Annotated in this window: 21 protein-coding genes; 4 read left to right on the forward strand and 17 right to left on the reverse strand. The window is 58.0% G+C overall.

Going from position 1 to position 24,855, the window contains the following annotated elements:
- Window positions 1-149: 149 nt before the first annotated feature.
- The 7 genes from ACFSKT_RS03685 to ACFSKT_RS03715 form a co-directional block, all read right to left on the reverse strand.
- Window positions 150-758, reverse strand: coding sequence for a nucleotidyltransferase family protein (locus tag ACFSKT_RS03685; protein ID WP_377720448.1), 609 nt, complete (start codon window positions 756-758; stop codon window positions 150-152).
- The gene (locus ACFSKT_RS03690; RefSeq protein WP_377720449.1) at window positions 694-1,758 is read right to left on the reverse strand and encodes an XdhC family protein; all 1,065 of its coding nucleotides are present in this window, start codon (window positions 1,756-1,758) and stop codon (window positions 694-696) included. The genes ACFSKT_RS03685 and ACFSKT_RS03690 overlap by 65 nt, the downstream gene beginning before the upstream one ends.
- A 228-nt stretch (window positions 1,759-1,986) precedes the next feature.
- Window positions 1,987-2,409 (reverse strand): GNAT family N-acetyltransferase, encoded by a 423-nt coding sequence (locus ACFSKT_RS03695; RefSeq protein WP_377720450.1) that lies wholly within the window; start codon window positions 2,407-2,409, stop codon window positions 1,987-1,989.
- Between the two features lie 28 nt (window positions 2,410-2,437).
- Window positions 2,438-3,244, reverse strand: coding sequence for a hypothetical protein (locus tag ACFSKT_RS03700; protein WP_377720451.1), 807 nt, complete (start codon window positions 3,242-3,244; stop codon window positions 2,438-2,440).
- 23 nt (window positions 3,245-3,267) lie between these two features.
- Window positions 3,268-3,633: an ArsR/SmtB family transcription factor gene (locus ACFSKT_RS03705; protein ID WP_377720641.1), complete on the reverse strand. Its 366-nt coding sequence runs from the start codon at window positions 3,631-3,633 to the stop codon at window positions 3,268-3,270.
- A 430-nt stretch (window positions 3,634-4,063) separates the two neighbouring features.
- Window positions 4,064-6,871: a glycoside hydrolase family 3 protein gene (locus tag ACFSKT_RS03710; protein ID WP_377720452.1), complete on the reverse strand. Its 2,808-nt coding sequence runs from the start codon at window positions 6,869-6,871 to the stop codon at window positions 4,064-4,066.
- Between the two features lie 237 nt (window positions 6,872-7,108).
- Window positions 7,109-7,513: a hypothetical protein gene (locus ACFSKT_RS03715; RefSeq protein ID WP_377720453.1), complete on the reverse strand. Its 405-nt coding sequence runs from the start codon at window positions 7,511-7,513 to the stop codon at window positions 7,109-7,111.
- Between the two features lie 409 nt (window positions 7,514-7,922).
- Here ACFSKT_RS03715 and ACFSKT_RS03720 point away from each other — a divergent pair, with 409 nt between their 5' ends.
- Window positions 7,923-8,069: a DUF4023 domain-containing protein gene (locus ACFSKT_RS03720; protein WP_377720454.1), complete on the forward strand. Its 147-nt coding sequence runs from the start codon at window positions 7,923-7,925 to the stop codon at window positions 8,067-8,069.
- Window positions 8,070-8,178: 109 nt separating this feature from the next.
- Window positions 8,179-9,279 carry a tyrosine recombinase XerS gene (gene xerS / locus ACFSKT_RS03725; RefSeq protein WP_377720455.1) on the forward strand — a complete coding sequence of 367 codons (1,101 nt, stop codon included), beginning with the start codon at window positions 8,179-8,181 and terminating at the stop codon, window positions 9,277-9,279.
- A gap of 75 nt (window positions 9,280-9,354) precedes the next feature.
- Here xerS and ACFSKT_RS03730 read toward each other — a convergent pair whose 3' ends face one another.
- Entirely contained in the window at window positions 9,355-10,104 is a 750-nt protein-coding gene (locus ACFSKT_RS03730; protein ID WP_377720456.1) for an SDR family NAD(P)-dependent oxidoreductase, read from the reverse strand.
- Between the two features lie 205 nt (window positions 10,105-10,309).
- Here ACFSKT_RS03730 and ACFSKT_RS03735 point away from each other — a divergent pair, with 205 nt between their 5' ends.
- Window positions 10,310-10,612, forward strand: a complete 303-nt coding sequence (locus ACFSKT_RS03735; RefSeq protein WP_377720457.1) for a DUF3817 domain-containing protein — start codon at window positions 10,310-10,312, stop codon at window positions 10,610-10,612.
- Window positions 10,613-10,821: 209 nt separating this feature from the next.
- On the opposite strand, the gene ACFSKT_RS03740 is transcribed toward ACFSKT_RS03735, so the two are convergent.
- The 7 genes from ACFSKT_RS03740 to ACFSKT_RS03770 all read right to left on the reverse strand — a co-directional run bounded on the left by ACFSKT_RS03740 (window position 10,822) and on the right by ACFSKT_RS03770 (window position 17,021).
- Window positions 10,822-11,418, reverse strand: a complete 597-nt coding sequence (locus tag ACFSKT_RS03740) for a spore coat protein (protein WP_377720458.1) — start codon at window positions 11,416-11,418, stop codon at window positions 10,822-10,824.
- Between the two features lie 180 nt (window positions 11,419-11,598).
- Window positions 11,599-12,258, reverse strand: a complete 660-nt coding sequence (locus ACFSKT_RS03745) for a TetR/AcrR family transcriptional regulator (protein ID WP_377720459.1) — start codon at window positions 12,256-12,258, stop codon at window positions 11,599-11,601.
- A 44-nt stretch (window positions 12,259-12,302) separates the two neighbouring features.
- Window positions 12,303-13,325 (reverse strand): ABC transporter permease, encoded by a 1,023-nt coding sequence (locus ACFSKT_RS03750; protein ID WP_377720460.1) that lies wholly within the window; start codon window positions 13,323-13,325, stop codon window positions 12,303-12,305.
- A complete protein-coding gene (locus ACFSKT_RS03755; RefSeq protein ID WP_377720461.1) occupies window positions 13,322-14,077 on the reverse strand; it encodes an ABC transporter ATP-binding protein in 756 nt (251 codons plus the stop codon). The genes ACFSKT_RS03750 and ACFSKT_RS03755 overlap by 4 nt, the downstream gene beginning before the upstream one ends.
- 187 nt (window positions 14,078-14,264) lie before the next feature.
- Window positions 14,265-14,915 (reverse strand): carbohydrate-binding family 9-like protein, encoded by a 651-nt coding sequence (locus ACFSKT_RS03760; RefSeq protein ID WP_377720462.1) that lies wholly within the window; start codon window positions 14,913-14,915, stop codon window positions 14,265-14,267.
- A 178-nt stretch (window positions 14,916-15,093) separates the two neighbouring features.
- Window positions 15,094-16,122, reverse strand: coding sequence for a Gfo/Idh/MocA family protein (locus ACFSKT_RS03765; RefSeq protein WP_377720463.1), 1,029 nt, complete (start codon window positions 16,120-16,122; stop codon window positions 15,094-15,096).
- A 50-nt stretch (window positions 16,123-16,172) separates the two neighbouring features.
- Entirely contained in the window at window positions 16,173-17,021 is an 849-nt protein-coding gene (locus ACFSKT_RS03770; RefSeq protein WP_377720464.1) for a sugar phosphate isomerase/epimerase family protein, read from the reverse strand.
- A 166-nt stretch (window positions 17,022-17,187) separates the two neighbouring features.
- Here ACFSKT_RS03770 and ACFSKT_RS03775 point away from each other — a divergent pair, with 166 nt between their 5' ends.
- Window positions 17,188-18,096, forward strand: a complete 909-nt coding sequence (locus ACFSKT_RS03775; protein WP_377720465.1) for an AraC family transcriptional regulator — start codon at window positions 17,188-17,190, stop codon at window positions 18,094-18,096.
- Window positions 18,097-18,200: 104 nt separating this feature from the next.
- Here ACFSKT_RS03775 and ACFSKT_RS03780 read toward each other — a convergent pair whose 3' ends face one another.
- Window positions 18,201-19,049 carry an SDR family oxidoreductase gene (locus ACFSKT_RS03780; RefSeq protein ID WP_377720466.1) on the reverse strand — a complete coding sequence of 283 codons (849 nt, stop codon included), beginning with the start codon at window positions 19,047-19,049 and terminating at the stop codon, window positions 18,201-18,203.
- A gap of 65 nt (window positions 19,050-19,114) precedes the next feature.
- Window positions 19,115-24,838: a HAMP domain-containing protein gene (locus ACFSKT_RS03785; protein ID WP_377720467.1), complete on the reverse strand. Its 5,724-nt coding sequence runs from the start codon at window positions 24,836-24,838 to the stop codon at window positions 19,115-19,117.
- Between the last annotated feature and the right edge of the window lie 17 nt (window positions 24,839-24,855).

The following is a 24,855-nucleotide window of genomic DNA, read 5'->3' on the forward strand; positions in this document are numbered from 1 at the left end:
TCTGCACTGGATGTTAGGTACAATATAGATCCGTTCGCAACTGACGTCAACTTATATAACATAGGTTATGGCGTTATATCCGAATCAGCACCGCCTCTTTTGTGCACGGCGCCTAATTCTGTCATCAAGGAATCCAACCTGTGACATGATCAACTGTACGTACCGCTCTTCGCTTTCGTCTGGATCGCCTGCCACAGCATCCGGGCATGCTTGAGATCCTCTTGCGTGTCCACGTCCACAAACGCCCATTCGGCCGCGAAGCGAGCGACAGCCCCCCGGTATTCCGGATTGCGAAACAGTCTCCTGGCGCCTTCGTCCCCTTCCAGATCGCCGAGGGCGGAGAACAGCGAACGGCTTAGTATAGCGGGCGGCATCGGCGTCTGCCCCTTGCCGGATGCGACGTAATCGAGGGAGGGGCTGCCCAGGTAGATCTTCATCAGTCTCCGAAGCTGAAGCGAGGAGACGAAGGGCTGATCGGCCAGCGAGATGAGCACGGCATCGGGGTTCTCGCCGCGCAGCGCTTCGATTCCCGCCTGCAGGGAGCGTGATAGCCCTTGCCCAGCGTCCCGGCAGGGTGCAATCCGAAGCTCCGGGAGGACGGCCCTCGCCTCTTCGCGCTCGCACAGCCAAAGCAGCGGATCATCGGGTCTGACGACGACGACGATGGGACTAATCCCGCAGCGCCACATCTCCCTAAGCCCGCGGCTGCCGAGCGTAATGCCCGGCGACAGCTCGAGCGACAGCTTGGGTTCGCCCATTCGTTTGCTGGCTCCAGCCGCCAAATAAATGCCTGCGATTTTCACTGCCGTTTCCCCCTTTGACTCGTAGCGCGCGCCGCTGCGCCCGAACGGCGATCAGCTCCGCGACGATGCTGACGGCAATCTCCTCCGGGCCTTCCGCACCGATCTGCAGTCCTGCGGGCGCATGGACGGGTGTTAAGCGCGAGGCCTCCAAACCATCGACCAACATTTGAATTCTCCGCTGCGATCCGATAATTCCGATATACCCCATCTCCAATTGGGTGAGCGCCGCGAGCATGGCGCGGTCGCGCTGCGCCTGATGGCTGCCGATAACCGCGTACCCGCCGGACTGGATGCCCGCCTCGGCGATGATCGACTCCGGCATTCCGGCAATCAGCTCCGCGTCCGGGAACCGCTCGCGCGTCAGCAATCCTTCCCGCCAATCCGCGACGACGACCCGGAAGCCCGCTTCCTGCGCGCGGCGGCTGATCGGCATCGCGTCTTCGCCGGCGCCGAACAGCAGCAGCGATGGCCTCGGCACGATCAGCGTCTGCGGGAATCGCGGATCTTCGCTCGCCGCTTCTGCGGCAAGGCCGCTCTCCAAGCGGTAGTGGAGCAGCCCGCCGCGAAGCTCGCGGATCAACCGGGTCGTCTCGCCTCGTTCCATCCGGCGTCCGGCTTCGGTCAGACAATCCCACAAATGGCCGCGCACAGGCTCCAACATCACGCTGATCGCGCCGCCGCAGCCGACCGACTCGCCCCAAATCGCGTCCTCGTCGGGATTCATATTATAATCGACGCGCTGCATGTTACCCGTTTGCCAAACTTGAGGCACGCGCGCGAGTAAATCCGCTTCCAGACAGCCCGGACTGATGCTTCCGACCGAACCGGCTTGCAGCCGGAACAGCATCGCCGCTCCGGTCTTTCGATAGGCGTGACCTTTCACCGACGCGATAGTCGCCAGCACGGCAGGCGCGTCTTCTTGCCGAATCGCTTGCAGTATAGGTTGATAATCCATAGACAACGCCTCCTCCTTATCGGCCAATTGCCGGTTTCGTCAGTCTATTATGTTAGTATTCCTTACATATTAGAGCAATTAATTCGTTTAATCAATATATATGTTAGTTTACATGACATTGATTACGGCTAGTGTGCAATTTCTATCGCAACGAAGCGAGCTGCGCACGACAAAGAGGCGGATATCCAATAAGGACATCCGCCTCTCCGAAACGAGGTACATTAGGAATTAGAGTGCTTTCACCATGGCGACATGCGGTATATCCGCTTCATAGAAGACGTCCGAGATTCGCTTATAGCCGAGTTTCTCGTAGAATGGCTCCGCATGGGTCTGCGCATGAAGCTTCGCTTTCTTAAGGCCTTTCGCCAGCGCGATGCCCTCCAGGGCGTCCATAATATGCCGGCCCAGACCCAGCTTGCGGTATTCAGGCAATATGCAAATGCGCTCCATCTTGGCCATGTCTTCCACGACGCGCGTGCGCCCCGTCCCGACCGGCTGGCCTTCGTGATACACGAGCACATGCTCGGCGCGCTCTTCATGCTCGTCGTATTCTTCCTCTTCGGACACGCCCTGCTCGCCCACGAAGACGATTTTCCTGATTTTGTAGACGGCTTCCAGTTCGTCTTTGGCAATCGCTTGTTTCGTTATCATGCTGTCTTCATCCTTTTCTCGTAATCTATCAACGGAGCAGCCGGATCATCTGCACAACCGATCTGCGGTCTCCCGGCAGCACGGCTTCCGCGCTTCGAAGCTGGGACGAGCCGTCGCCGTCGAGGAAAATACCGCCCAGCAGCGCGGCTTCCCGATCCTGCTCGTCATAATCTATGATGGCTTGTCTGAATTGCGACGCCGTCGCGGCATTCTCGCTCACGATCAGCAGCAGACGGCCGCGATCATCGTAGACGGCTGCGGTCCGAAGGCGCCGATCGTCCGGGAAAGGCATCCGCTCGGCGTCCGTCTTCCAACGCCAACTATGCGCGGGACCGGGGCTCAAATCCAGACTGATGCCGCCCTGCGCCCAATACCGGTGCCGATCCTTCACCTTGATATCGGCTGCGCTTCGCACCGTCTGCACGCTGAACCTTTCGGCCGCCGCGTCCCAGACTAATGTGCCTCTGGCATACTTGGCGTTCTCGTCCCCCGAGCCGTAACCGGACGCCGTGTTCACGGGGACGCCGTTATGCACGGCGATGCTCAGCAGCGCTCCCTCATAAAAGAAGCCGCCGTTCACGCCGAAGAATGCCGTATCCGTCACGTTCGCGTTGATCCGCTCGAGCTTGATATTATTCGGCGACGTCTTCAGCAAATGGATCGCCACGCCATCCGGCGACTCGTGCCGGCTGTACGCGTATTCGCGATATCCGCCTGGCTTATCGGCGTTCGGCAGCCGAATCAGCATGTACGCGATACCCGCGAACACGAAGAGGGCTGCTATCAGTATCGCAACGCCCGGCGCGTTAAATTTCGGCAGTCTTCGGAGGCTCATTGGCTTCCGCGCGCCTGCGCTCGTCATGGATGGGTCAAATGCTGAAGCGTCAGCATGAACAGCTGTTCCACATGATCATCGTCAAGCGAATAAAAGACCGTCTTGCCGACTTTGCGCCGCTTGACGATCCGAAGATTGCGCAGCAATCGCAGTTGATGCGAGATCGCCGATTGTCCCATATCCAGTACCTGGGTCAGATCATGCACGCACAGCTCACTTTGCTGCAGCGCATGAATGATTTTCACGCGAGTCGGGTCGCCAAGCGCCTTGAACAGGTCGGCCAGCTGCGCCGCGGACTGCTCGGTCACCAGCTTGCCCCGTATTTCCGCCAGATCGGCGGCCGTGCCTTCGCATGTCGACTCGCACGCTTCCATCGCCGTCTTCTCCATCTCTTTCTCACCCGCCATGTCCATTGGTCTGTCTGCCATTATAGCATATTTCGCAAGAAGGATGCAGACGCATGCCGGCCGCAGCGGTCCAATGCGAACAAGCCGCCCCGAAGGCGGCTGTTCGCAATACAAGGATTCGGGATTAGGAACGCAAACCAATCAGCTTTGGCTGAATGCTGCATTCCCGGTCTTTCGACCGTGAACGCAAACCAATCAGCTTTGGCTGAATGCTGCATTCCCGGTCTTTCGACCGTGAACGCAAACCAATCAGCCCTGAATGCTGCATTCCCAATCTCCCGATTAGGAACGCAAACCAATCCGTACTGGCTGAATGCTGCATTCCCAATCTCCCGATTAGGAACGCAAACCAATCCGTACTGGCTGAATGCTGCATTCCCAATCTCCCGATTAGGAACGCAAACCAATCAGCCTAGCTTAATCGAATGCGGCTAATACGCACGTTGCCCGTCAGAACGAGGCAAACCTCCTGTCGGCCGGTTGCGCCGGTCAATTCGCAGGCAACCGTGTCCCACTCCTGGCTGCCTTTGGCGGTTACTTCCGTCTCGCCGACGAGCGTGCCTTCGGCGCCGCCCAATCGAATCTCGATGCGTCCGCCGCCTTTGATCGCGGCAGCCCGAGCTTCGAATCGCGCTGCGCCCGCGCCGAGCTCCACATCGCGGAAGCTTAACCATGCCCCGTTCGCCGTCGGCACGACGCAGGTGCCGCCTTCCTTGCTTTCGTCCAAATACAACCGGTCGTAATCGTCGTAATTCTCGGCACGCGTCCACTCGCTCAAATCGCGGGCAGGGACGGTCTCGCCATCGACTTCGAGCGTAACCGCAAGCGCGATATCCGCAGACGAGCGACCAACCTGAATCTCGTAGGCGCCGTTCTCGACGCAATAGCGATCGCGCGTAACGTCCCAGAACGCCAGCGCTTCGGCGCTCAATTCGAATTGAACGGTCTTCGTCTCTCCGGCGGCGAGCGTAATGCGCGCAAAGCCAAGCAGCGTCTTGAGCGGGCGTTCCACGCGCGATTGGATCGCGCGGCCGTATAACTGAACGACCTCTTCGGCTGGTGCGCCGCTCGCGTTCGTCACATCGACCGAGACCGTAACCGCCCCGTTCGCCTGGAGACGGTCTGCGCTCAGCCGCAGATTGCCATATTCGATCGTCGCGTACGTCAACCCGTGGCCGAACGGATACAGCGCTTCCCCGTCGAAATATTGATACGTCTTCTTACCCTTGCGGATATCGTATTCCATGAAGTCGGACAGCTGCTCCGCCGACTTGTACCACGTCATATTCAGACGGCCAGCCGGAGCGGCGTCGCCGAACAAGATATCCGCGATCGCATTGCCCAGCTCCTGACCGGCGTGCGATACGTAGATGATCGCCGGGACGTTCTCCTGCGCCCAGTTCAGCGCGAACGGATAACTGCCGACCACGACGAGGACCATATTCGGATTCGCGGCGTATACTTCCCGCACGAGACGCTCCTGTGATTCCGCGAGCGACAGATCCGGACGGTCGATCTCCTCTTTGCCGTTAATGAGCGGATGGTTGCCGACCACGACGACCGCGACCTCCGCTTCTTTCGCCGCGCGTACCGCGTCGGCCAAGCCGTCTTTCACTTGAATCATGCGCAGCGGGGCGGCATGATCCGCGCCCGGACGATCCGACAGCGCCAATTCGTCGCCGCGCAGCTCGAGCGCCCGCTTATTCCACGACGTCAGCTTCACCTCGCCGGACGCCTGCGGATGCACGTTCACGATCTCCTTCACGAACCAGCCCCAAATGTCGTCGGCGCCGGCTGTCAGCGTCGCATCGTTCGCCGTCGTCACGTATTTGCCTGTCGTACGGCTGATGAAGGTGTGCGCACCCCAGCCCCAATCCGTGGCGTGGAAAATCTCGCCTTCGCCTTGGATCGCTTTGACGACGAGCGCATCGCTATGCTCGACGGACAACGCACGGCCGTCCGCGCAGGCGAAGCGCACCAGATCGCTGCCATCCTCGAATGCGACGGACTTGCCTTCAAGTTTGGCCTGAATCGCTTCCAGCGGCGTTACTTTGTAAGGGAAGGTGCCCGAATACCAGTCGCGGTAGACCCTATTCGCCAGCGGTCCGAGGACCGCCGCGTTATTCAGCTTCCCGGCGTTCAACGGGAGCAAGCCGCCCTCGTTCTTCAGCAGCACGACCGACTTGCGCGCCGCTTCGCGCGACAATGCCGCGTGCTCCGAAGAGAGCAGCACGGATTCGCCGATCGCTTCGTATGGGTTATCCTCGGGATTGAATTCGCCCAGCCTTATGCGCACGCGGAATGTGTTGCGCAGCGCGCGGTCCAGATCCGACTCCTCCAGCAATCCTTGCGCAAGCGCCTCGCGGATCGCCGCGCAGACCGGCTCGAACTCGTCCGTAATCGAGTCGACGCCGCTCTTAATCGTGTCGGCCACTGCGTGCGCGTATGTCTCATAATAGTGATGATCGTTCACGATGCCCATCATGTCGCCGGCGTCGCTGACGACGAAGCCGTCCATGCCCCACTTCTCCTTGACGACGCGGTTGACGTCTTCGAGCAGTAGCGCAGGCGTGCCGTTGACCGAATTGTAGGCGGTCATCATCGATTGCGCGCCGCCTTTGACGAACGCCGGCTCGAACGCCTTCAAATAATATTCGTTCATGTTGCGCGGATCGATCGATACCGAGCAGCTGCCGCGATTAATCTCGTTGTTATTACCCAGGAAGTGCTTCAGCGTCGCGACAGCCTTGAAATAAAACGGGTGATCGCCCTGCATGCCCTGGACGAGCGCGGCCGACAGCTCGCCCGTCAAATGCGGGTCTTCGCCGTAGGCTTCTTCGGTGCGCCCCCATCTTGGATCGCGCTCCATATCGACCGTCGGTGCCCACAATGTCAAGCCGTTAATCGCCGGATTGCGTTTGTAGAACACGCGCGCTTCGTCGCCGATGGCGGAGCCGATTCGCTGCAGCAGCTCCGTATCCCACGTACAGGCCAGTCCGATCGGCTGCGGGTACGACGTCGCTTCGCCGAGCCAGGCGATACCGTGCGCCGCTTCCGTACCATGCTTATAAGGGCCGATGCCGAGCCGGTCGATCGCAGCCATATATTGCGGCATCAGCCGCACCTTTTCGTCCAGTGTCAATCGGGAGACCAGGTCCTCCACGCGCGCTTCGAGGGGCAATGACGCGTCCTGGAACGGATATTGAGTCGATTTAGCCATGATAAACACTCCTATCCCCGGCTTGAAGCCAGGTTATGCTGTAGGGTGAGTGTATCATAGACGCAAGGATACGCAGAACGGGTGCGATTAGTGGTGTTTTCATGTCATTTTTGGATACGTAAGCCGATGCTCGCAAGAGCGGCGCCCAACACAAAGGACCGTCTCGCTCCGCGGCGAAACGGTCCTATCTTGCAATCTCTGGACATACACGGCGAATAAGCCGATAGCAGCAGTCGGTCACGCTTCATGGGCGGCGTACACGGACATCGGATTTGTTCCGTGCGCCAACTCCCAAACCGGAAGCTCCTCGTGCTCGCCGAGCAGGATCCCCTGCGAGAACGCGATCCATTCCCGAATCGAATCGGGCTGCTCGAAATTTCCCATATTCTCAAGCGTCGTCTCCAGACGCTGAACCTCGTGCAAATTATGCTTTTCCATCACGGAGCCGGTAAAAGCATACAGGCATTTTTGGAAGAACGACTGATGCCTGCAGTTGTCATCGCCGGCGAGCTCGATCAAAATTTGCAAATTGTTGAAGTCAATGAGCGTTATCGCCCAATGCGGATGCGGGAGGCTTGTCCCTTCATAGGCCCAGCGGCGAATTTCGTTATGCGTCGGATTCCATATATTTTTGATCATCATGTTCATATACACTCCTGCCAAGTAAGCTCTAACGTTACATTTGCGATATAGGAATTTATAAGGTTAACGCTTATAAATCAACCTCTACATCATCGGATTGAACCGCGCCGCGCCATTCAAGACGGCGACAACCGTTTCACCTTGCGTCGTCAGGCATTTGATATGTATATGTTGTATACCCCAAAACATGCAATTATTATCACAAATGCAACAAAAATTTCTTGCTGCGCTACCAACCCTATTGCCGGTCGGCATGGAAATGTTTCTTTCGTCTACGGTTAAATTTGCCACGCTTCCACGTCTTCCGATCCGGGCATCCTACCGCTGAAGCAGGCGGCTGCCATAATGGGCGCGCGGCTTCCTCGACGCCCTATCCGACTATATGCAGGCGAAAGGACGGAAATCGACGATGAACGAATCCTTGAACGGATCGACGAGCGAATTCGTGGCGAAGGTGCACGATACGCAGGAGAAAGCCCAGAAGAACAAGGCGATCCACGGCAAAGGAACGCCATCCTCCAAGCTGCCGACCAAGCAGCACGGCAATAACCCGTAACTTCAGCGAACGGCAGATTCGGCATGCGGCCGAACTGCCGTTTTTCCGATTCCCGCTCATTTCCATCGACCGTTCGCCTCTGCTACAATAGGGACAAGAGGTGAAGCGCATGAACATCATCAAGATCAAGGACCGCCAGGAATTGGATCGCAAGGTGCCGACCATGCCCTGGTACGTCGAGAAATTTATAGGCTATAAGCTGCCCGATCTCTCGCCCTCTTCGCTGCTCGAATATGTGCGCGATTACGAGACGTTCTTCTCCTGGCTCCTCGCCGAGGGGCTCGCCGAAGGACCCGCCCTCCGCGACGTGAAACTGGAAGAGCTGGAGCGGCTGCATATGGACAGCATCGACCATTTCAAGATGTTCCTTGCCACCCGCAAGGAGCATGCGAACAGCCGCACGACGATTACGCGCAAGCTGTCGTCACTGCGTTCTCTGTTCCATTACTTAAGCCAAATCGCGGAGGACGAGAATTTCTACCCGCTGCTCAAGCGCAACGTGATGGCGAAGGTCTCGATCAAACGGACCCACAAGCCGAAGGATACAGCGGCCAAGCTCGAAGGCAAGCTGCTGCAGGAGAACGAGATCGACGAATTTATCCGGTTCATTCATGAAGATTACGCCCAAGAGGTTGCAGATAATAAGCAGGCGCTCTATGCCTATACGCAGAATCGCGTGCGGGACACGTGCATCATCAGCCTCATTCTGAATTCCGGTCTTCGCGTCTCCGAGGTCGTCAACATGAACGTCGACGATTTCGATATGAAGAAGAAGCTGCTGTACGTCTTCCGTAAAGGCAAAAACGACGATACGTTCAAGACGCCGGTCTACTTCCGCCAGGAGGCCATTCGCGAGCTGCAGCAGTATATGGCGCTCCGAGACAGCCGCTATAAGGCGCCCAGACGCGAGAAGGCGCTGTTCCTCGCGATCGCCAACGGGAAGACGGAAGGTTCCCGGATGACGAAACGGGCGATCCAGGAGATGGTCATCAAATACGCCAAGCGATTCGGCAAGCCGTATTTATCCGTCCACAAGCTTCGCCATTCGTTCGCAACGGATTATTATTTGCGCAACGATCTCTATATGACGCAGGAGCAGCTCGGCCACGCTTCCCCGGAGACGACGCAAATCTATGCTCATCTGACGGACAAAACGATGTCGGAAGCGATCGACCGGCAGAAGGAAACCAAATCGGCGGAAAACCTCTAAAGCGAAGCCGCAGCTTCCGCTACAACGATACGCGCCCGTCGAATGTCAATCATTCGACGGGCGCGTATCGTTGTGTTATTCTTCGTAGATCATGCGATGCGTCATGCCGCCGTCGACCGTCAAATTAATGCCGGTCACGAAATCATTGCCCGGGCCTGTCAAATAGAAGCACGCTTTCAGAATATCATCAGGCTTGCCGACTCGTCCGGATGGATGCTGCGCATGGTCCGCCGGTCGCAGCGCGTCATAGTCGCCGTTCTCGATCCATCCCGGGCTGATGCAATTCACCGTGATGCCATGACCGCCGAGCGACACGGCCAGCGCGTGCGTCAGCGAGACGATGCCGCCTTTCGTCGCCGCATACGCTTCGCCGTTCGGCTCGGACATCGCGGCGCGGGTCGAGGCGATATTGACGATCCTCCCTCTGCCCTGCGCTTTCATCCGGATCGCCGCTTCCCGCGCGCACAAGAAGGTGCCCCGCAAATTGACGTTCACGACGTTGTCCCATTCCTCGACGCTCAGCTCGAGCGGCGACTTCCAGATGCCGAAGCCCGCATTGTTGATGAGAATATCAATCGACTCGGCCTGCTCGTTCACGCGGTTAAATAACGCGGCTATATCTGCGGGCGAACCGAGATCGGCTGCGAAAAATTCCGCTTGGCCACCGGCTTCCCGTATCTCCTTGGCGAGCTGCTGCCCGGCGGCTTCGTCCTTATCGGTCAAGATCGTCCGGGCGCCGGCCGCCGCGTAGCCGAACGACAGATGCCGCCCGATGCCGCCTGTCGCGCCGGTTATAAGCACTGATTGTCCTTCGAATGTAAACATGAATCGCCTTCCTTCCCCTAGCTTCGCTTATTTCCTTGATCGGTGAATTGACGAGTTGTTGTACGTGCCGCCTCGCAGTAATAGACGGCAATAGCCGTTTTGCCTTGTAAAGTACACCAATTTGTCAAACAAGTCAACGCCATCGTGACAAAGCTATCGTAATATTTAAGGGAATGAAATGATATCATCTTGGAGGCTGTCCCTAATGACGTTAAAAACGGCTGTTGGAAGATTTCGGTTAATTGCGCTTGTGGAGGGCTTATCGTTTCTGGTGCTGTTGTTCATTGCCATGCCGCTGAAGTATTGGGCTGACATGCCCGGAGCCGTCTCGGTCGTCGGAGGCCTGCACGGGGCGCTGTTCGGGCTGTACATGCTTGCGCTGGTCCATGCGGCGATTGAGGCCCGATGGCCATGGAAACGAGATGCGCTGGCATTCATCCTCGCCTTTATCCCCTTCGGAACCTTCCTTTTGGACGCTCAAATCCGCCGGAATCCATCCGGACGCTAAAGCCGCCCAGCCGCGCTCGAGCGGCGTTCGACCGGCTAATTTTTGACACCCGGATGAAAATTATCCCTGAATGTGTCGAGTTGTGCGCTCGCCCGGGAAATAAAAACCGTCTATTTCCCGCACAACGCCAATTACCCGGCCTCGGGCGCGAAAGAGCCTCCGGCGAAGAAACACTTTCTTCGCCGGAGGCTCTTGTGCTGCTTATGCGTTTAGCGCGTAGCGAAAGCTCCTTGCGGTGCCGGCGCGTACGTTTGGATCATCGTTTGCGTCGTGTTATCTTGCAGCGTCGGCACTTGGTAGAACCCTTTTTGATTCATGTATTGCCACAGCTCGTACGCTTGCTCGGAGCAGTTCACGGCCGATTGCTGCAGGTATGCGCGGAACTGCGGGTTCGTACATTCCAGGGCCGCCAACATTTTCTTGACGGCGCCGTTCTTGTGGCAGTTCAGCGCCGCGCAAGCAACGTCGCGATCATCTAATTGCTCGCCAGGCTGGTTCGGCGCCGCGGGAGTCGGCTGACGCAGCCCGAGAAGCGGCTGCACGTTCTTCGGCGCGCGGAATTGCGCCGGCTGCGCCGCGCCTTGACCGTTAATCAGCTGAACGAAGGTCTGGTAGCCTTGCGTCATGAATTGGAGTTGATTGTCCAGAATCCGAGCCAGCTGCGGATCTTGAACGAACGGACGGTACACTTGGAATAGGTTGATCGCATCGATGGAAGCCGCCAGGACTTCGTGAATTTCGAGAATTTCATGCGCGCCGTATTGCGCCGTGCCGTACTGCTGCTGTGCTTGGGATTGCGATGTCATAGGATGTTCCTCCTCGGAATGTTTAGGTCGGTAACGACGATTGATTAGCCCGCAACCACGTGCGACTTCATTCGTCGACAGTCGCGAGCCCGTTGTATTGTGGTTAGAAATGCCTTCTTTTATGTACTAGGCCACAAAAAAAGAGACCCGGACACGTCTCCGAAGGTCTCTTTCTCCATCTCACGGGGCAAGCCCCTTCATAATAAAATCAATCGTTGCCTGTCGTTCAGCCTCGTCGTCCCATTCGACGCCCCGCTGAAGGAGTAAGGCGCGCATCAGGACGTAGCTCATGATGGTGCCGACGGATAAGCGGATGACCGTCCGTGTCGGCAGCAGAATCAATTGGCCCTCGCGTTGAAACTTCTCTACGACGCGCGTGACCCGCTCGAGCACCTGCGTGACGACGAGCTCCTCCAGCGTGCGCTGCAGATCGGGGTGGAACGGCAGCTCCTGCAGCACGATTTTGAGCATGCTTGCATTCTCTTCCACGAACGCGATGCGATTCTCGATGAATGCCCGCAGGAACTGTTCGTAGCTGTCATATCCGGTTTGGAGCACGTTCTTGAACTCGCGGAGCAGGAACGGCGCAAGCAGCTTGATGATGCCAGGCGTGACGATCGACAGCAGCAAGTCTTTCTTCGTCTTGTAATGCCGGAATATCGTGCCCTCCGCCACCCCCGCGCGCTGCGCGATTTCGCTCGTCGACGAAGCGGCGAAGCCTTTCTCCGCGAACACTTCGACGGCCGACTCGACGATCCGCCGCTGCTTCTCCGTCATGCGCTGGCCTTCCGATTCGACGCGAAGCAGCTCCTCGATCCATGGTTCGTATGCGTTTGCCACTTGTAATACCTCCTACTGCCTATATAAGTTGAACAAGCGATGTGTTAAATCGACCGCTGTTTCTTTAACGCCGCCACGTTGAGCAGCGCGAACGCGATCGAGAAGCCGAGCAGCACGAGCACGTTGACGAGGATGTCGGAGAGCCCTTCCCCTCGGATCATCGTCCCGCGCAAGGCGTCTGCGCCGTAATAGAGCGGCATGAAGAAGCTGAGCTTTTGCAGCCATGGATTCATCGTATCCAAGCTGAACAACCCCGAGAAGAACACCTGCGGCACGATGACAATGGGAATGAACTGGATGATCTGAAACTCGGTGCTGGCGAATGAGGAGAGCAGCGTACCGAGCGTAAGCGCCGCCAACGACAGGAGCAGATTAATCAGCAGTACGAGCCAGAACGAGCCATCCATATAAAGATCGAGCGCGTAAATCGAATACCCCGCGATGAGCGCGGCTTGGAGCAGCGTAAACAAACCGAATCCGCCCAAATAACCGGCGACCACTTCGCCGCGACGGATCGGCGTGGCCAGCAGACGCTCCAACGTGCCCGTCGTTCGTTCGCGCAGGAACGAGACACCGGCCAGCAGGAAGACGAAGAAGAAGGAGAAGAAGCCGACCAACACCGGTCCGAACGAGTCGAAGCTGGTCAGGTCCGCTTTGCCGTGAAGGTAATGAACGTCCGGCTGCGCGCTCTCCCCTCCCGTTTGCCCCATGGCGCGTTGAAGCATCATTTGCACGCCTTGGCTCACCGCGGGATCGCTTCCTTCCAGCAGGATCGCGGGTCTCCCGTCCGCCATCTCCAGCAGCGCGTCGAGTTCGCCGTCTCGCAGCGCCTCCATCCCCGCTTCGCGATGGTCATAGATCGTCACGTTCGCACCGGCCTTCTCCAGCTTCGCCGCCACCAATTGCGGCATGCCGGCGACGCCGATATCCGGTTCGGGCTCCTGCCCGTTGAAGACGAAGTACATCAGGGTAAGCACCAGCAGCGGCGCGAGGAAAAGCAAGGCGAGCGTTCTCTTGTCCCGGACGAATTGCTGCATGATCCGTGTCGCGAGCGCGGATATTCTCATTGCCCCGCACCTCCCCCGAGCGCGATGAACGCTTCCTCGATCGTCGCCTTCCCGCTCTGGCGCTTCAGCGCCTCAGGCGTGTCGACGGCGGTCAAGCGTCCCTCCCGAAGCAGTCCGATCCGATCGCAGCGATCCGCCTCGTCCATGACATGGGTCGTCAAAATAATCGTCGTCCCCTTATCCCGCATCGCGAGCAGCTCCTGCCAGATCGCAAGACGCAGTACCGGATCGATTCCGACCGTCGGCTCATCCAGAATGAGCAATTCGGGCTCGTGCAGAAGCGCGATCGCGAGCGAAAGTCTGCGCTTCATGCCGCCGGAGTAAGCCGCCACTGATTTGTCGAGATGATCCAACAGATCGACCATGCCCATGGCCGCTTGAATCCGGGATGTAAGACGCGTGCCTTGCAATCCGTACAGTTTTCCGAAAAACTGCAGATTTTGCTTGGCCGAAAGCTCGTTATAGAGGGCATCGGACTGAGCCATATAACCGAACCGGCTCAACATCGCAAGCCTTGGCATTCGTTCTCCGAACAGCCGGATTTCGCCTCGATCGGTTCGGTCAATGCCGGTGATGAGCTTGATTAACGTTGTTTTGCCCGAACCCGATGGTCCCAACAGTCCGAGAAGCTCGCCTCTCTTTACGTCTAGCGAGATCCCGTTCAGGATCATGCGGCTGCCGAATGCCCGCGTGACACTCTCGATCGATAACACCGTCTCCTGTTCGTTGTTGGCCATTACGCTCATCGCCATGCGCCAATCACACCTTTCGACGAATGTGAGTAATCACTCATTTATAAATTCATTGTAGCATCTCACTTGCACATCGTAAAGTGAGTAATCACTCCTATTTTGTTTCGGCATGTCCTTCGTGGAGACCAAAGCAAACCAAAGACCGCATCTTGTCCGGACGCGGTCTCTTCTTCTCTTGAGTATCCTCTTACATAATGAACTCCATCCAGCCGAATGCCTGCGACAGATGAAAATTCACGGCGCCCGTCGGGCTCCACGCTTGATATTCGCGCTCTCCGTTCGGCTGCTCGTCGATTCGGTAGAAATTCGTCCGCCAGCAATCGCCGGCTTCGATCGGTCTGCGGAAGGCGTTCATCGGGATGCGGATATCGTACACTCGCGTACTGTCCGCGGAGACCGCAACTTCGGTCTCCATTCCCTCGATATTCCACGCTAGATCGGCTTGAACGATTGCTCCCCTGCCGTCGTTCTGGATGAGCGCGTCGAAAATCACGTTATTCGGACTGACTTCGATTTCCATATACTCTGTGCCCATGCCGAGCTCGTCGATGAAAATCTCGATCACGTCCTGTTCGTAGAGCGGATCGTCCCGGTCTGTATACACCGAAATCATATAGGGGTCCTGACAAACGAAGCGGATATGCAGAAACTCGCGGTCCCAGCATGCGCTTACGCGCGTCGGTTCGAGCGGCGGAAGTCCGGTCACGGTGTCAACGAGCGGCACCGTCTCGAACAGCTGCCACGGGACAGATTCAGGCCCTGCGACCACGGAGCCGTGCTCCGGAATTTTCTTGCATCGATAGATGTAGTCGCTGCTTGGCAGATACTTGGCCTTCATTCGAATCCTCCCTCATAGTAAGCGGCTCTTCTCATCATATCGCGTGCCCGCGCATCTGTCAGTCGATTGCCGCGATATTTCACAGCATGAAGGGTAACTGGTTCCGCGCCTATAAAAAAGCCGACTTCTTGGAGAAGTCGGCTGATGGCCATCCTTAACTATGCGCTTACATGCCATGTCATCCTCGGACGGCTGCCCGCACCTCAACCCATGCCGAACCGTTATCGGCGGACTGCTGCTCCGCCTCGATAATCGCCAGACTTCCCGCGGCGGAAGCGGCGGTGCTGACCGTGTTCGTCCCGCCCTTCTCGATCACATCCAAGAAGTATCGGATCTGACGATAGTACCCGTCATCGGCCGCAAGCTCCGGGCTGAAGGACGGCTCGCTCGACGGATATACCTTTAACTCGCCCCGCTCGAATACGATCGTGCACGTATCGAAGTTGACCCGATAACCCATGATGAAGCCATGCTCGCCGGCAAAAGTCCAGTCTGCCTGCGCGTTGATCACCGCGCCGTCGGGGTAGGCATACTGCGTGGACACGATATCGTGTCCGCTGCCCGGTATGACGTTCCTGCCGATCGTCGACACGCGATCCGGCTTGCCGAGCAGCCAATGAATCATGTCCGTGTCGTGGATGTGCATGTCGAGCAGGCAGCCTCCGCTCTGCTCGCCATTCAGGAACCAGCCTTGGGGCGCGCCCGAGCCGCGATAGAAGAAGCCGGCCTTGATCGCGCCGTATCGGCCGTCATCCACGCACGCTTTCAAATATTCATAGGCGGGCCAGAACCGCAAGCATTGCCCAATCAACAGCTGCTTGCCGGTTCGCTCGGCCGTCCCCGCCATCCGCTCGCCTTCCGCCAGCGTCCTCGCGATCGGCTTCTCGCACAGTACATGATACCCGCCCTCCAACAAGCGACAGGTCAGCTCGGCATGCAGCGGCGTCGGGAGCGTAATATCGATCATGTCCAACTCTTCGTTCGCCAACATCGTCTCGATATCGTCGTACAGCCGATAAGCCGTCAGATCGTAGACGTCCCGCGCCGTCGCGATATTGCCATCCGCCTTGCCGTTCTTCAGCTCCTCGATGCGAAGGTCGCAGATCGCTTTCAGCTCGATGGGAAATCCTTCCGAGGCGAGCCGGTTATAATTGTCAAAATGCATGCGGCCCATGAAGCCGAAGCCGATTAATCCTACCTTTACCATGCGATCTCCTCCTTGTAATGGCCGCCTACCCTGTCGCTTTCGTACATGCGCTAACGCTGCGTTCTGCCCAAAATGGCATCCATCGCGGCCGACGTATTGTAAATGATCTGATCGCCATGATGCGCGTAGGAGGGGATCATTTCGGCGGTGACATAACGGTCATAGCCGATTGATGCCAACGCCGCCACGACGGCTGGATAATCGACGTCGCCGGCAAGCAGATCGACGAATCCGTGCAAGCCGCCCGCTTGACGCCGGTAATCTTTGAAGTGCACCTTTTTGATCCGCTTGCCAAGGATGCGGATCCATTGTTCCGGATAACCGGCGTGCACGACGTTGCCGACATCGAAATACGAGCCGACGTAATCGGAGCCGACCGCATCGATGAAGCCGCGAAGCTCGAGCGGCGAGAGCAGGAATTTGTTCCACACATTCTCGATGCCGATGTGGACGCCCGAGTGGCGTGCGTCGTTCGCCAAGGCCGCAATCGCCTCCAGCGCCCGATCATAAGCGCGTTCGTAATCGACGACCTCGCTGCCCGGAATAAAATCGACGCCAACCGCTCCCGGGATGACCAAGATCGTATCCGCGCCCAGAATCGCCGCCAGCTCCAGCTGCTTCCTGCACACATCGATCGCCTTGTTCCTCGTCTCACGTGACTCGCTCGTCATCGAATACGACCAGTACAGCCCCGTCGCGAATCCGCTGATCTCCAGCTCCGATTCCTGCAGCAGCGCCTTGATCTGCAGCGCTTCCTTCTCCGTCGTCTGCAGCCCAAGCTCGCCTTCTTCGTTTAACGCCAGCTCGATCCCCTCGAATCCAGCCGCCTTCGCCAGTCGGATGCAATCCGCCGCCGGCATGCCTTCCCGAAACGACCACACGTTAATGCCCTTCTTCATTCCTTTCGCCTCCTAGTTGCACAATTCCGTATCTTTGGACAACCCGATATTCGATGATGAAATCGCTTCATGTCTATATTATAATGGGTTTCAACAAATCTGAATTTAGCGGATGCAGTCATTAGTTGGACGATTCCGGTCAATTGAAGGGGAAGTGACGCAACCGATGTCCGAACATCTACACGATCGGCACGCAGAGCGTCGGTCGTCGCCATATCGCGAATGGTCGCCCAGCATTCATTACGCCCAGACGCAGACGCTTCCGCCAGGCCGGATGATTTTGCGACGGTTGTACGATTTCGAGCTGCTCTACGTGAGTCATGGCTCGGCCAGGACGCATATGCGCGACCGGCAATACGACCTGTCGGCCGGACAGCTCATCTTCTTGTCGCCCGGCGTCTATCACCAGAACGAGATCGTATCCGATCCGCACGCCAAATTCATCGGCATCCACTTCGATTTCTTCGACGAGTTGGACGTGCAGGGCGAAGACGACATGGTCGTGAACGAGGAGCATCCGAAGCCCGATAAATTCGCGGTGGAGGCGGTTGCGCCCGATTTCGCGCCGCTGTCGGATAATCCGATCTATGTGCCGGGACACTACGCCGTCTCCCTAATGGAACAGCTCGTCCATGAGTTCGCGATGCGTCGTCCCGGTTACGAGCTCGTCTGTAAGGCGCATATGATGAACATCCTGGCCCACCTGCTCCGCGCGCAATTCGCGCGCACGAAGGCCAATGCCACCGTGCACGGCAGCCGGATCGCCGAGATGATGGAGGCGATGGAACTGGCGCCGGACGCGGACTGGAGCAACAAGACGCTCGCGGCCAAACTCAACATGAACGAGGATCACATGGCTAAGCTGTTCAAAGGTATCGCCGGCAAACCGCCCGGCGAATATCTGGCGTTCATTCGCCACCGGGAAGCGCGCAGGCTGCTGCGAGAGACCGATCTCACCGTAGAACGGGTCGGCCGCCGGGTCGGTTACGAAGATCTCCATTATTTCAGCCGCGTCTTCAAACGCCATGAAGGATTGTCCCCTCGGGAATATCGGAAGCTGGCGCGTATCTTGTAACAGAGCTGTCGATTCACGAAAAAACGAAAAACAAAAAAACCTCTGCCCCCGACGAATGAGCTATGTCATCCGCCGGGCAGAGGTTTTTAATGTCGTTAATGATTTTACTTACCCTTGCGGGTCAGCGCGGCAAGCTCTTCCCATTCCTGCGGCGTAATCTCAGCCAGATCGTTGAATTGGCCGGCGCCCTTCAACCATTCGCCGCCGTCGATCGTAATGACCTCGCCGTTCACGAACGAAGCATAATCCGAGATTAAATACGCGGCCAGATTGGTCAGTTCTTCCTTATCGCCGACGCGGCCAAGCGGCACGCGGTTGACGAGCTTCGCGGACAGCTCCGGCGTCGGCGCCAGCCGGCTCCACGCGCCGTCCGTCGGGAATAGCCCCGGCGCGATCGCCGCTTGGCGGATGCCATGCGGCGCCCATTCGACCGCAAGCGATCGGGTCAGCGCCAGCACGCCGGCTTTGGCCGCGGCGGACGGCACGACGTAGCCGGACCCCGTCGACGCATAAGTGGTGACGATATTCAGCATCGTTCCGCCGCGTCCTTGCTCAATCCACCGCTTCCCGACTTCGAGCGTCGCATAGAAGGTACCGTGCAGCACGATATTCAGCACGGCGTCGACCGCGCGAGGAGACAGCTTCTCGGTCGGACTTGCGAAATTGCCGGCCGCGTTATTGACGAGCACGTCGATCGCGCCGTAATGGCGTTCCACCGCATCGATCATGCTCGCAACCTGCTGCGAATCTCTGACGTCGCAAGCGGTATAGAACACCTCGCGCCCTTCGCCGCCCATCTCCGCAGCCGCCTGGGCGAGTACCTCTTCCCGTCGGCTGGCGATTGCGATTCTCGCGCCGAGCGAGAGGAATTTCTCGGCCATGGATCGACCGAGTCCCGTGCCACCGCCGGTAATCAGAACAACTTTCCCTTTCAGCAAATCCTTCTCGAACATGCTGCCACCCCTTGTCGGTTATGGTTGACGCCATTGCCGTTGTCATGCCCAATTTCGTGCCGTCGTTATTCGGCGTTCCCCTCGTTGTCCAGCCAGCTCCGGATCATCGAGAGCAATTGCGCGCTGTTCACCGGCTTCGTAATATAATCGGACGCGCCGGCTTCCAGGCACAATTCCCTGTCGCCCTTCATCGCTTTGGCGGTGAGCGCGATAATCGGCAAGCCCGCGAATTGCGGGTCGCGACGGATCAGCCTGGTCGTCTCGTAGCCGTCCATGACCGGCATCATAATATCCATCAGCACAATGTCGATCTCCGGATTCCGCTTAAGCGTATCGATCGCATCCTGTCCGTTCTCGGCCGGAATGACCCGCATGTTATGACGTTCCAGAATGGTCGTCAGCGCGAAAATATTCCGGATGTCGTCATCGACGACCATGACGTTCTTATACGCGATCATCTCGTCCGAGGAGTGAAGCTTGACGACCGTCTCCTTCGACGATTCCGGTAAATTCTCGGCTTTGCGGTGCAGGAAGAGCGATGTCGCTTCGATAATCTGCAGCGAGGTCTTCGCATCCTTCAACACCGCCGTCTTCTCCAGATCCTCTAGCTCCAGCTCTTGTTCGACCGGCAGCTTGCGACTGCGGAAGATGACGATCGGCTTGAATTTATTGGCGGCCTGCTTCTGCATCTCCCGCACGAAACGCGGCGCCTCCATGTCCGGCAGCTCGTTATCCAGCAGGACGCAATCGAACGTCTTTGCCTTCAATTGGTTCAATGCCTTGCGGGCGGTATCCACAGTTACGATGCGGACGTCCTTGCCGGTCAGCAGCTCGACCCACTGCGCACGCCGCTCTTCCGGACCGGCGACGAGCAGCATTTGGCGTACCTCGACGGAGGCATATCCGTTCAGCTTGTCCAACGCGTTCTCGAGCTCTTCGTTCGTGACCGGCTTGCGGATAAAGTCGAATACGCCTTTCTGCTTGAGCGCGACTTCGTCCTCTTCCACCGTGATCACCGTCACCGGGATATGAGACACGTCCAGATCGTTCTTCAACTGGTCGATGACGAGCCAGCCGTCCGTGTCCTTCAGGCGCAGATCCAGCGTTATGCCCACCGGACGATATTTGCGCGCCAGCTCCAATGCATTGCTGCCAGTCGTCGTGACGATAGCCTTGATCCCTTTCTTGTGCAGCAGCTGAATCAGAATTTCGTTGAACTTGTTGTCGTCCTCGATGATGAGAAAGACGCGATCGTCCGGCTGAATGTCGTGGCGGTCGTCCGCGATCCCCTTCTCGAGCTCGAGCGCATAGCTTCTTGTCTTGTGCGCGGGGACGACGTCGATGACTTCCGGCACGTATTTAGACTTGCCTGGATGCGGGTCATGGCTCATCCCCTCCACCGGCAAATAGAGATTGAACGTGCTGCCTCTGCCGACGCTGCTCGTGAGCGTGATCTCGCCGCCGAGCATCGTGGCAATCTCGCGGGAAATGGCAAGGCCAAGTCCCGTGCCGCCGTATTCGCGATTCGTGCTGCCGTCGGCTTGCTGGAACGCCTCGAAGACGATCTGCTGTTTCTCTTCGGAAATGCCGATGCCCGAGTCGCTTACGGTGAAGCAGAGAACATTATCCGCCTGCGCCAGATGTATGTTGTCCGTGCTCCAGCCGTGGTCGGCTTTGCGGACGTACATGGCCACTTGACCACGCTCCGTGAATTTGAACGCGTTCGAGAGCAGGTTTTTCAGGATCTGCTGAAGCCGCTTCACGTCCGTCACGATGAGCTTCGGTACGTCGGGCTCGACGATGATCCGGTAGTCCAGCTTCTTATCCTCCGCGATCGGCCGGAACGTGCGATCCAGACCGTTTGCCAGCTCCGCCGTCGATACCTCGGAATAATCCGGCGTGACCGTGCCGGATTCGATTTTGGACAGATCGAGAATATCATTAATCAGGTTAAGCAAATCCATGCCCGATTCTTGGATCGTCAACGAATATTTCACTTGATTGTCGGTCAAGTTGTTGTCCGGGTTCTCGGCCAGCTGTTCGGCAAGCAGCAGCAGCGAGTTGAGCGGCGTGCGCAGCTCATGCGACATGTTGGCCAGGAATTCGGATTTGTAGCGCGACGTCGTCGCCAGCTGCTCGGCTTTCTCTTCCAGATAGCGCTTCGCCAGCTCGACTTCGTTGTTCTTGCTTTCGACCTCTGCTTTTTGGATGACGAGCAGCTTCGCCTTGTCCTCCAGTTCTTCGTTCGTCTCCTTCAGCTCCAGCTGCTGCTTCTGCAGCTCTTCGGCAAGCGACTGCGACTGCACGAGCAGCTCCTCGGTTCTGCGGTTCGCCTGCATCGTGTTCATGACGATGCCGATCGACTCGGTGAGCTGGTCAAGCAGTGCGATGTCGATCTCGCTGAACGGACGGAAGGAGGCCAGCTCCAGCACCGCCAGCACCTGATCTTCGAAAATAATCGGCAGCAGCACGATGTTGAGCGGCGACGCTTCGCCAAGTCCGGAGGAAATGACAACATAGTCGCTCGGCACGTTCGTCAGCAAGATCCGCTGCTTCTCGATCAGACACTGGCCGACCAGACCTTCGCCTGGACGGTATACATTCGACAGGTGCTTCCGGTTCTGATACGCATAGCTGGCGAACAGCTTCAAGAACGGCTCGCCGCCTTCATTCTCGTTGATATAGATGACGCCGTGCTGCATGGAGACGAGCGGCGCCAGCTCCGAGAGAATCATGCGGCTGACCGCCAACAGGTCGCGCTGGCCTTGCAGCATGCGCGAGAATTTGGCTAGGTTCGTCTTCAGCCAGTCCTGCTCGGTGTTAATGCGCGTCGTTTCCTTCAGATTGCGGATCATCTCGTTGATATTATCCTTCAGCTCGGCGACCTCGCCGGCTGCCGCGACGTCGATCGAACGCGACAGATCTCCTTTGGTTACGGCGGTCGCAACGTTCGTGATCGCGCGTACCTGCGTCGTCAGCGTACTCGCCATATAGTTAACGTTATAAGTAAGATCCAGCCAGGTGCCCGACGCCCCCGGCACGTTCGCCTGGCCGCCCAGCTTCCCTTCCGCGCCTACCTCGCGCGCTACCGTCGTGACCTGGTCGGCGAAGGTCGCCAGCGTGTCGATCATGTTGTTGATCGTATCCGTCAGCTCGGCGATCTCGCCCTTGGCGTCGACGGTCAGCTTCTGCTTCAGGTTGCCGTTCGCGACCGCGGTCACGACTTTGGCGATGCCCCGCACCTGATCGGTTAGGTTCGTCGCCATGATATTAACGTTGTCGGTCAAGTCTTTCCACGTGCCGCCGACGCCGCGTACTTGCGCCTGGCCGCCCAGCTTGCCGTCGGTGCCGACCTCGCGCGCCACGCGCGTAACCTCGGAGGCGAACGAGTTGAGCTGGTCCACCATCGTATTGATCGTATTCTTCAGCTCGAGCAGCTCGCCCTTAACGTCGACCGTAATCTTCTTCGACAGGTCGCCGTTCGCGACGGCGGTCGTCACGCCCGCGATATTCCGTACCTGGTTCGTCAGATTCGAGGCCATGTTATTAACGCTGTCGGTCAAGTCCTTCCACGTGCCGGAGACGTCCTTCACGTCCGCCTGCACGCCCAGCTTTCCTTCCGTGCCGACCTCGCGCGCCACGCGCGTAACCTCGGAGGCGAACGTCGAGAGCTGATCCACCATCGTGTTCATCGTATTCTTCAGCTCGAGCATTTCGCCTTCGACGTCGACGGTAATTTTACGCGAAAGGTCGCCTTTGGCGACGGCCGTCGTCACGCCGGCAATGTTCCGTACTTGGTCGGTCAGATTGCGAGCCATGTTATTAACGTTCTGCGTCAAATCCTTCCATGTGCCGCCGACGCCTTTAACCTCGGCTTGACCGCCCAGCTTCCCTTCCGTGCCGACCTCGCGCGCCACCCTCGACACCTCGGAGGCGAACGTCGAGAGCTGATCCACCATCGTATTGATCGTGTTCTTCAGCTCCAGCATCTCGCCTTGTACGTCGGCAGTAATCTTCTTCGACAGATCGCCGTTCGCGACCGCCGTCGTGACGACCGCGATGTTCCGCACCTGGTTCGTCAGATTGGAGGCCATGTTGTTAACGCTCTCCGTCAAATCCCGCCACGTGCCGGCAACGCCGCGAACGGTCGCCTGGCCGCCGAGAATGCCCTCGGTGCCGACCTCGAGCGCCACGCGCGTGACCTCGGAGGCGAACGTCGAGAGCTGGTCCACCATCGCGTTGATGGTGTTCTTCAGCTCAAGAATCTCGCCTTTCGCGTTGACCGTGATTTGCTTGGACAGGTCGCCCTTCGCGACGGCCGTCGTCACGTCCGCGATATTGCGCACCTGATCCGTCAGCGTGGAGGCCATGAAGTTAACGCTGTCCGTCAAATCCTTCCACGTGCCCGATACGCCCTGCACGTGCGCTTGACCGCCCAGCTTGCCTTCCGTCGATACTTCGCGCGCCACGCGCGTAACCTCTGAAGCGAAGTTGCTCAGCTGGTCGACCATCGTGTTAATCGTGCTCTTCAGCTGGAGAATTTCGCCCTTGGCGTCGACCGTGATCGTCTTCGACAGATCGCCCTTCGCGACGGCCGTCGTCACTTCGGCGATACCGCGCACCTGATTCGTCAGGTTGCTCGCCATATAGTTAACGCTCTCCGTCAGCTCACGCCAGGTGCCGGCGACGCCGGTGACTTCGGCTTGGCCGCCCAGACGTCCTTCCGTGCCGACCTCCAGCGCCACCCGCGTGACCTCGGAGGCGAACGTCGAGAGCTGATCCACCATGGTGTTGATCGTGTTCTTGAGTTCCAATACTTCGCCCTGCACGTCCGCCGTAATATGTTTGGACAAGTCGCCGTTGGCGACCGCGGTCGTCACGACCGCGATGTTGCGCACCTGCTCGGTCAGATTGCTCGCCATGTAGTTAACGCTTTCCGTCAAATCCCGCCATGTGCCGGAGACGCCCTTAACGTCCGCTTGACCGCCGAGCTTGCCTTCCGTGCCGACCTCCCGCGCCACGCGCGTCACCTCGGAGGAGAACGTCGAGAGCTGATCCACCATCGTATTGATCGTATCTTTCAGCTCGAGGATCTCGCCCTTCGCGTTAACGGTGATCTGCTTCGACAAGTCGCCATTGGCGACGGCCGTCGTCACCGCCGCGATATTGCGCACCTGATCGGTCAGATTGCTCGCCATGTTATTGACGCTGTCGGTCAAGTCTTTCCACGTGCCGGAGACGCCGCGGACATCCGCTTGTCCGCCCAGAATGCCTTCCGTGCCGACCTCCCGCGCGACGCGCGTTACCTCCGAGGCGAAGGTGCTGAGCTGGTTAACCATCATATTAATGTTGCTCGCCGAGCGCAGGAACTCGCCGGTCAGCGGTCTGCCCTCGAATTCGACGTCGACCTTCTGGGTCAAGTCGCCCTGTGCGACAGCATTGATGACGCGAACCATCTCGCTCGTCGGCTGGATCAGGTCGGTGACGAGTCCGTTCAGCGACTCGACCGCGGTCTCCCATGACCCGCCGTTATTGTTATGCTCGAACCGCCGCGACAGCTTGCCTTCTTTGCCGACGACCCTTGCGACGGTCTGAATCTCGCTTACGAGTGACTCCTGCATGTCCATAATTTCATTGAAGGTATCCGCGATTTTGCCTGCAACGCCGGTATAATCGTATGGCATGCGATGCGAAAAGTTGCCTTTCTTCATCGCCATCAGCGCATTCAACAATTCTGCTGTATCCAGCTGTACTCTTCCACCGTCAAGATTACGATCCTGCTCTGACATCCGAATTGTCCTCTCCA

The organism is Paenibacillus xanthanilyticus, assembly GCF_042682185.1.
Lineage (GTDB): Bacteria > Bacillota > Bacilli > Paenibacillales > Paenibacillaceae > Paenibacillus_Z > Paenibacillus_Z xanthanilyticus.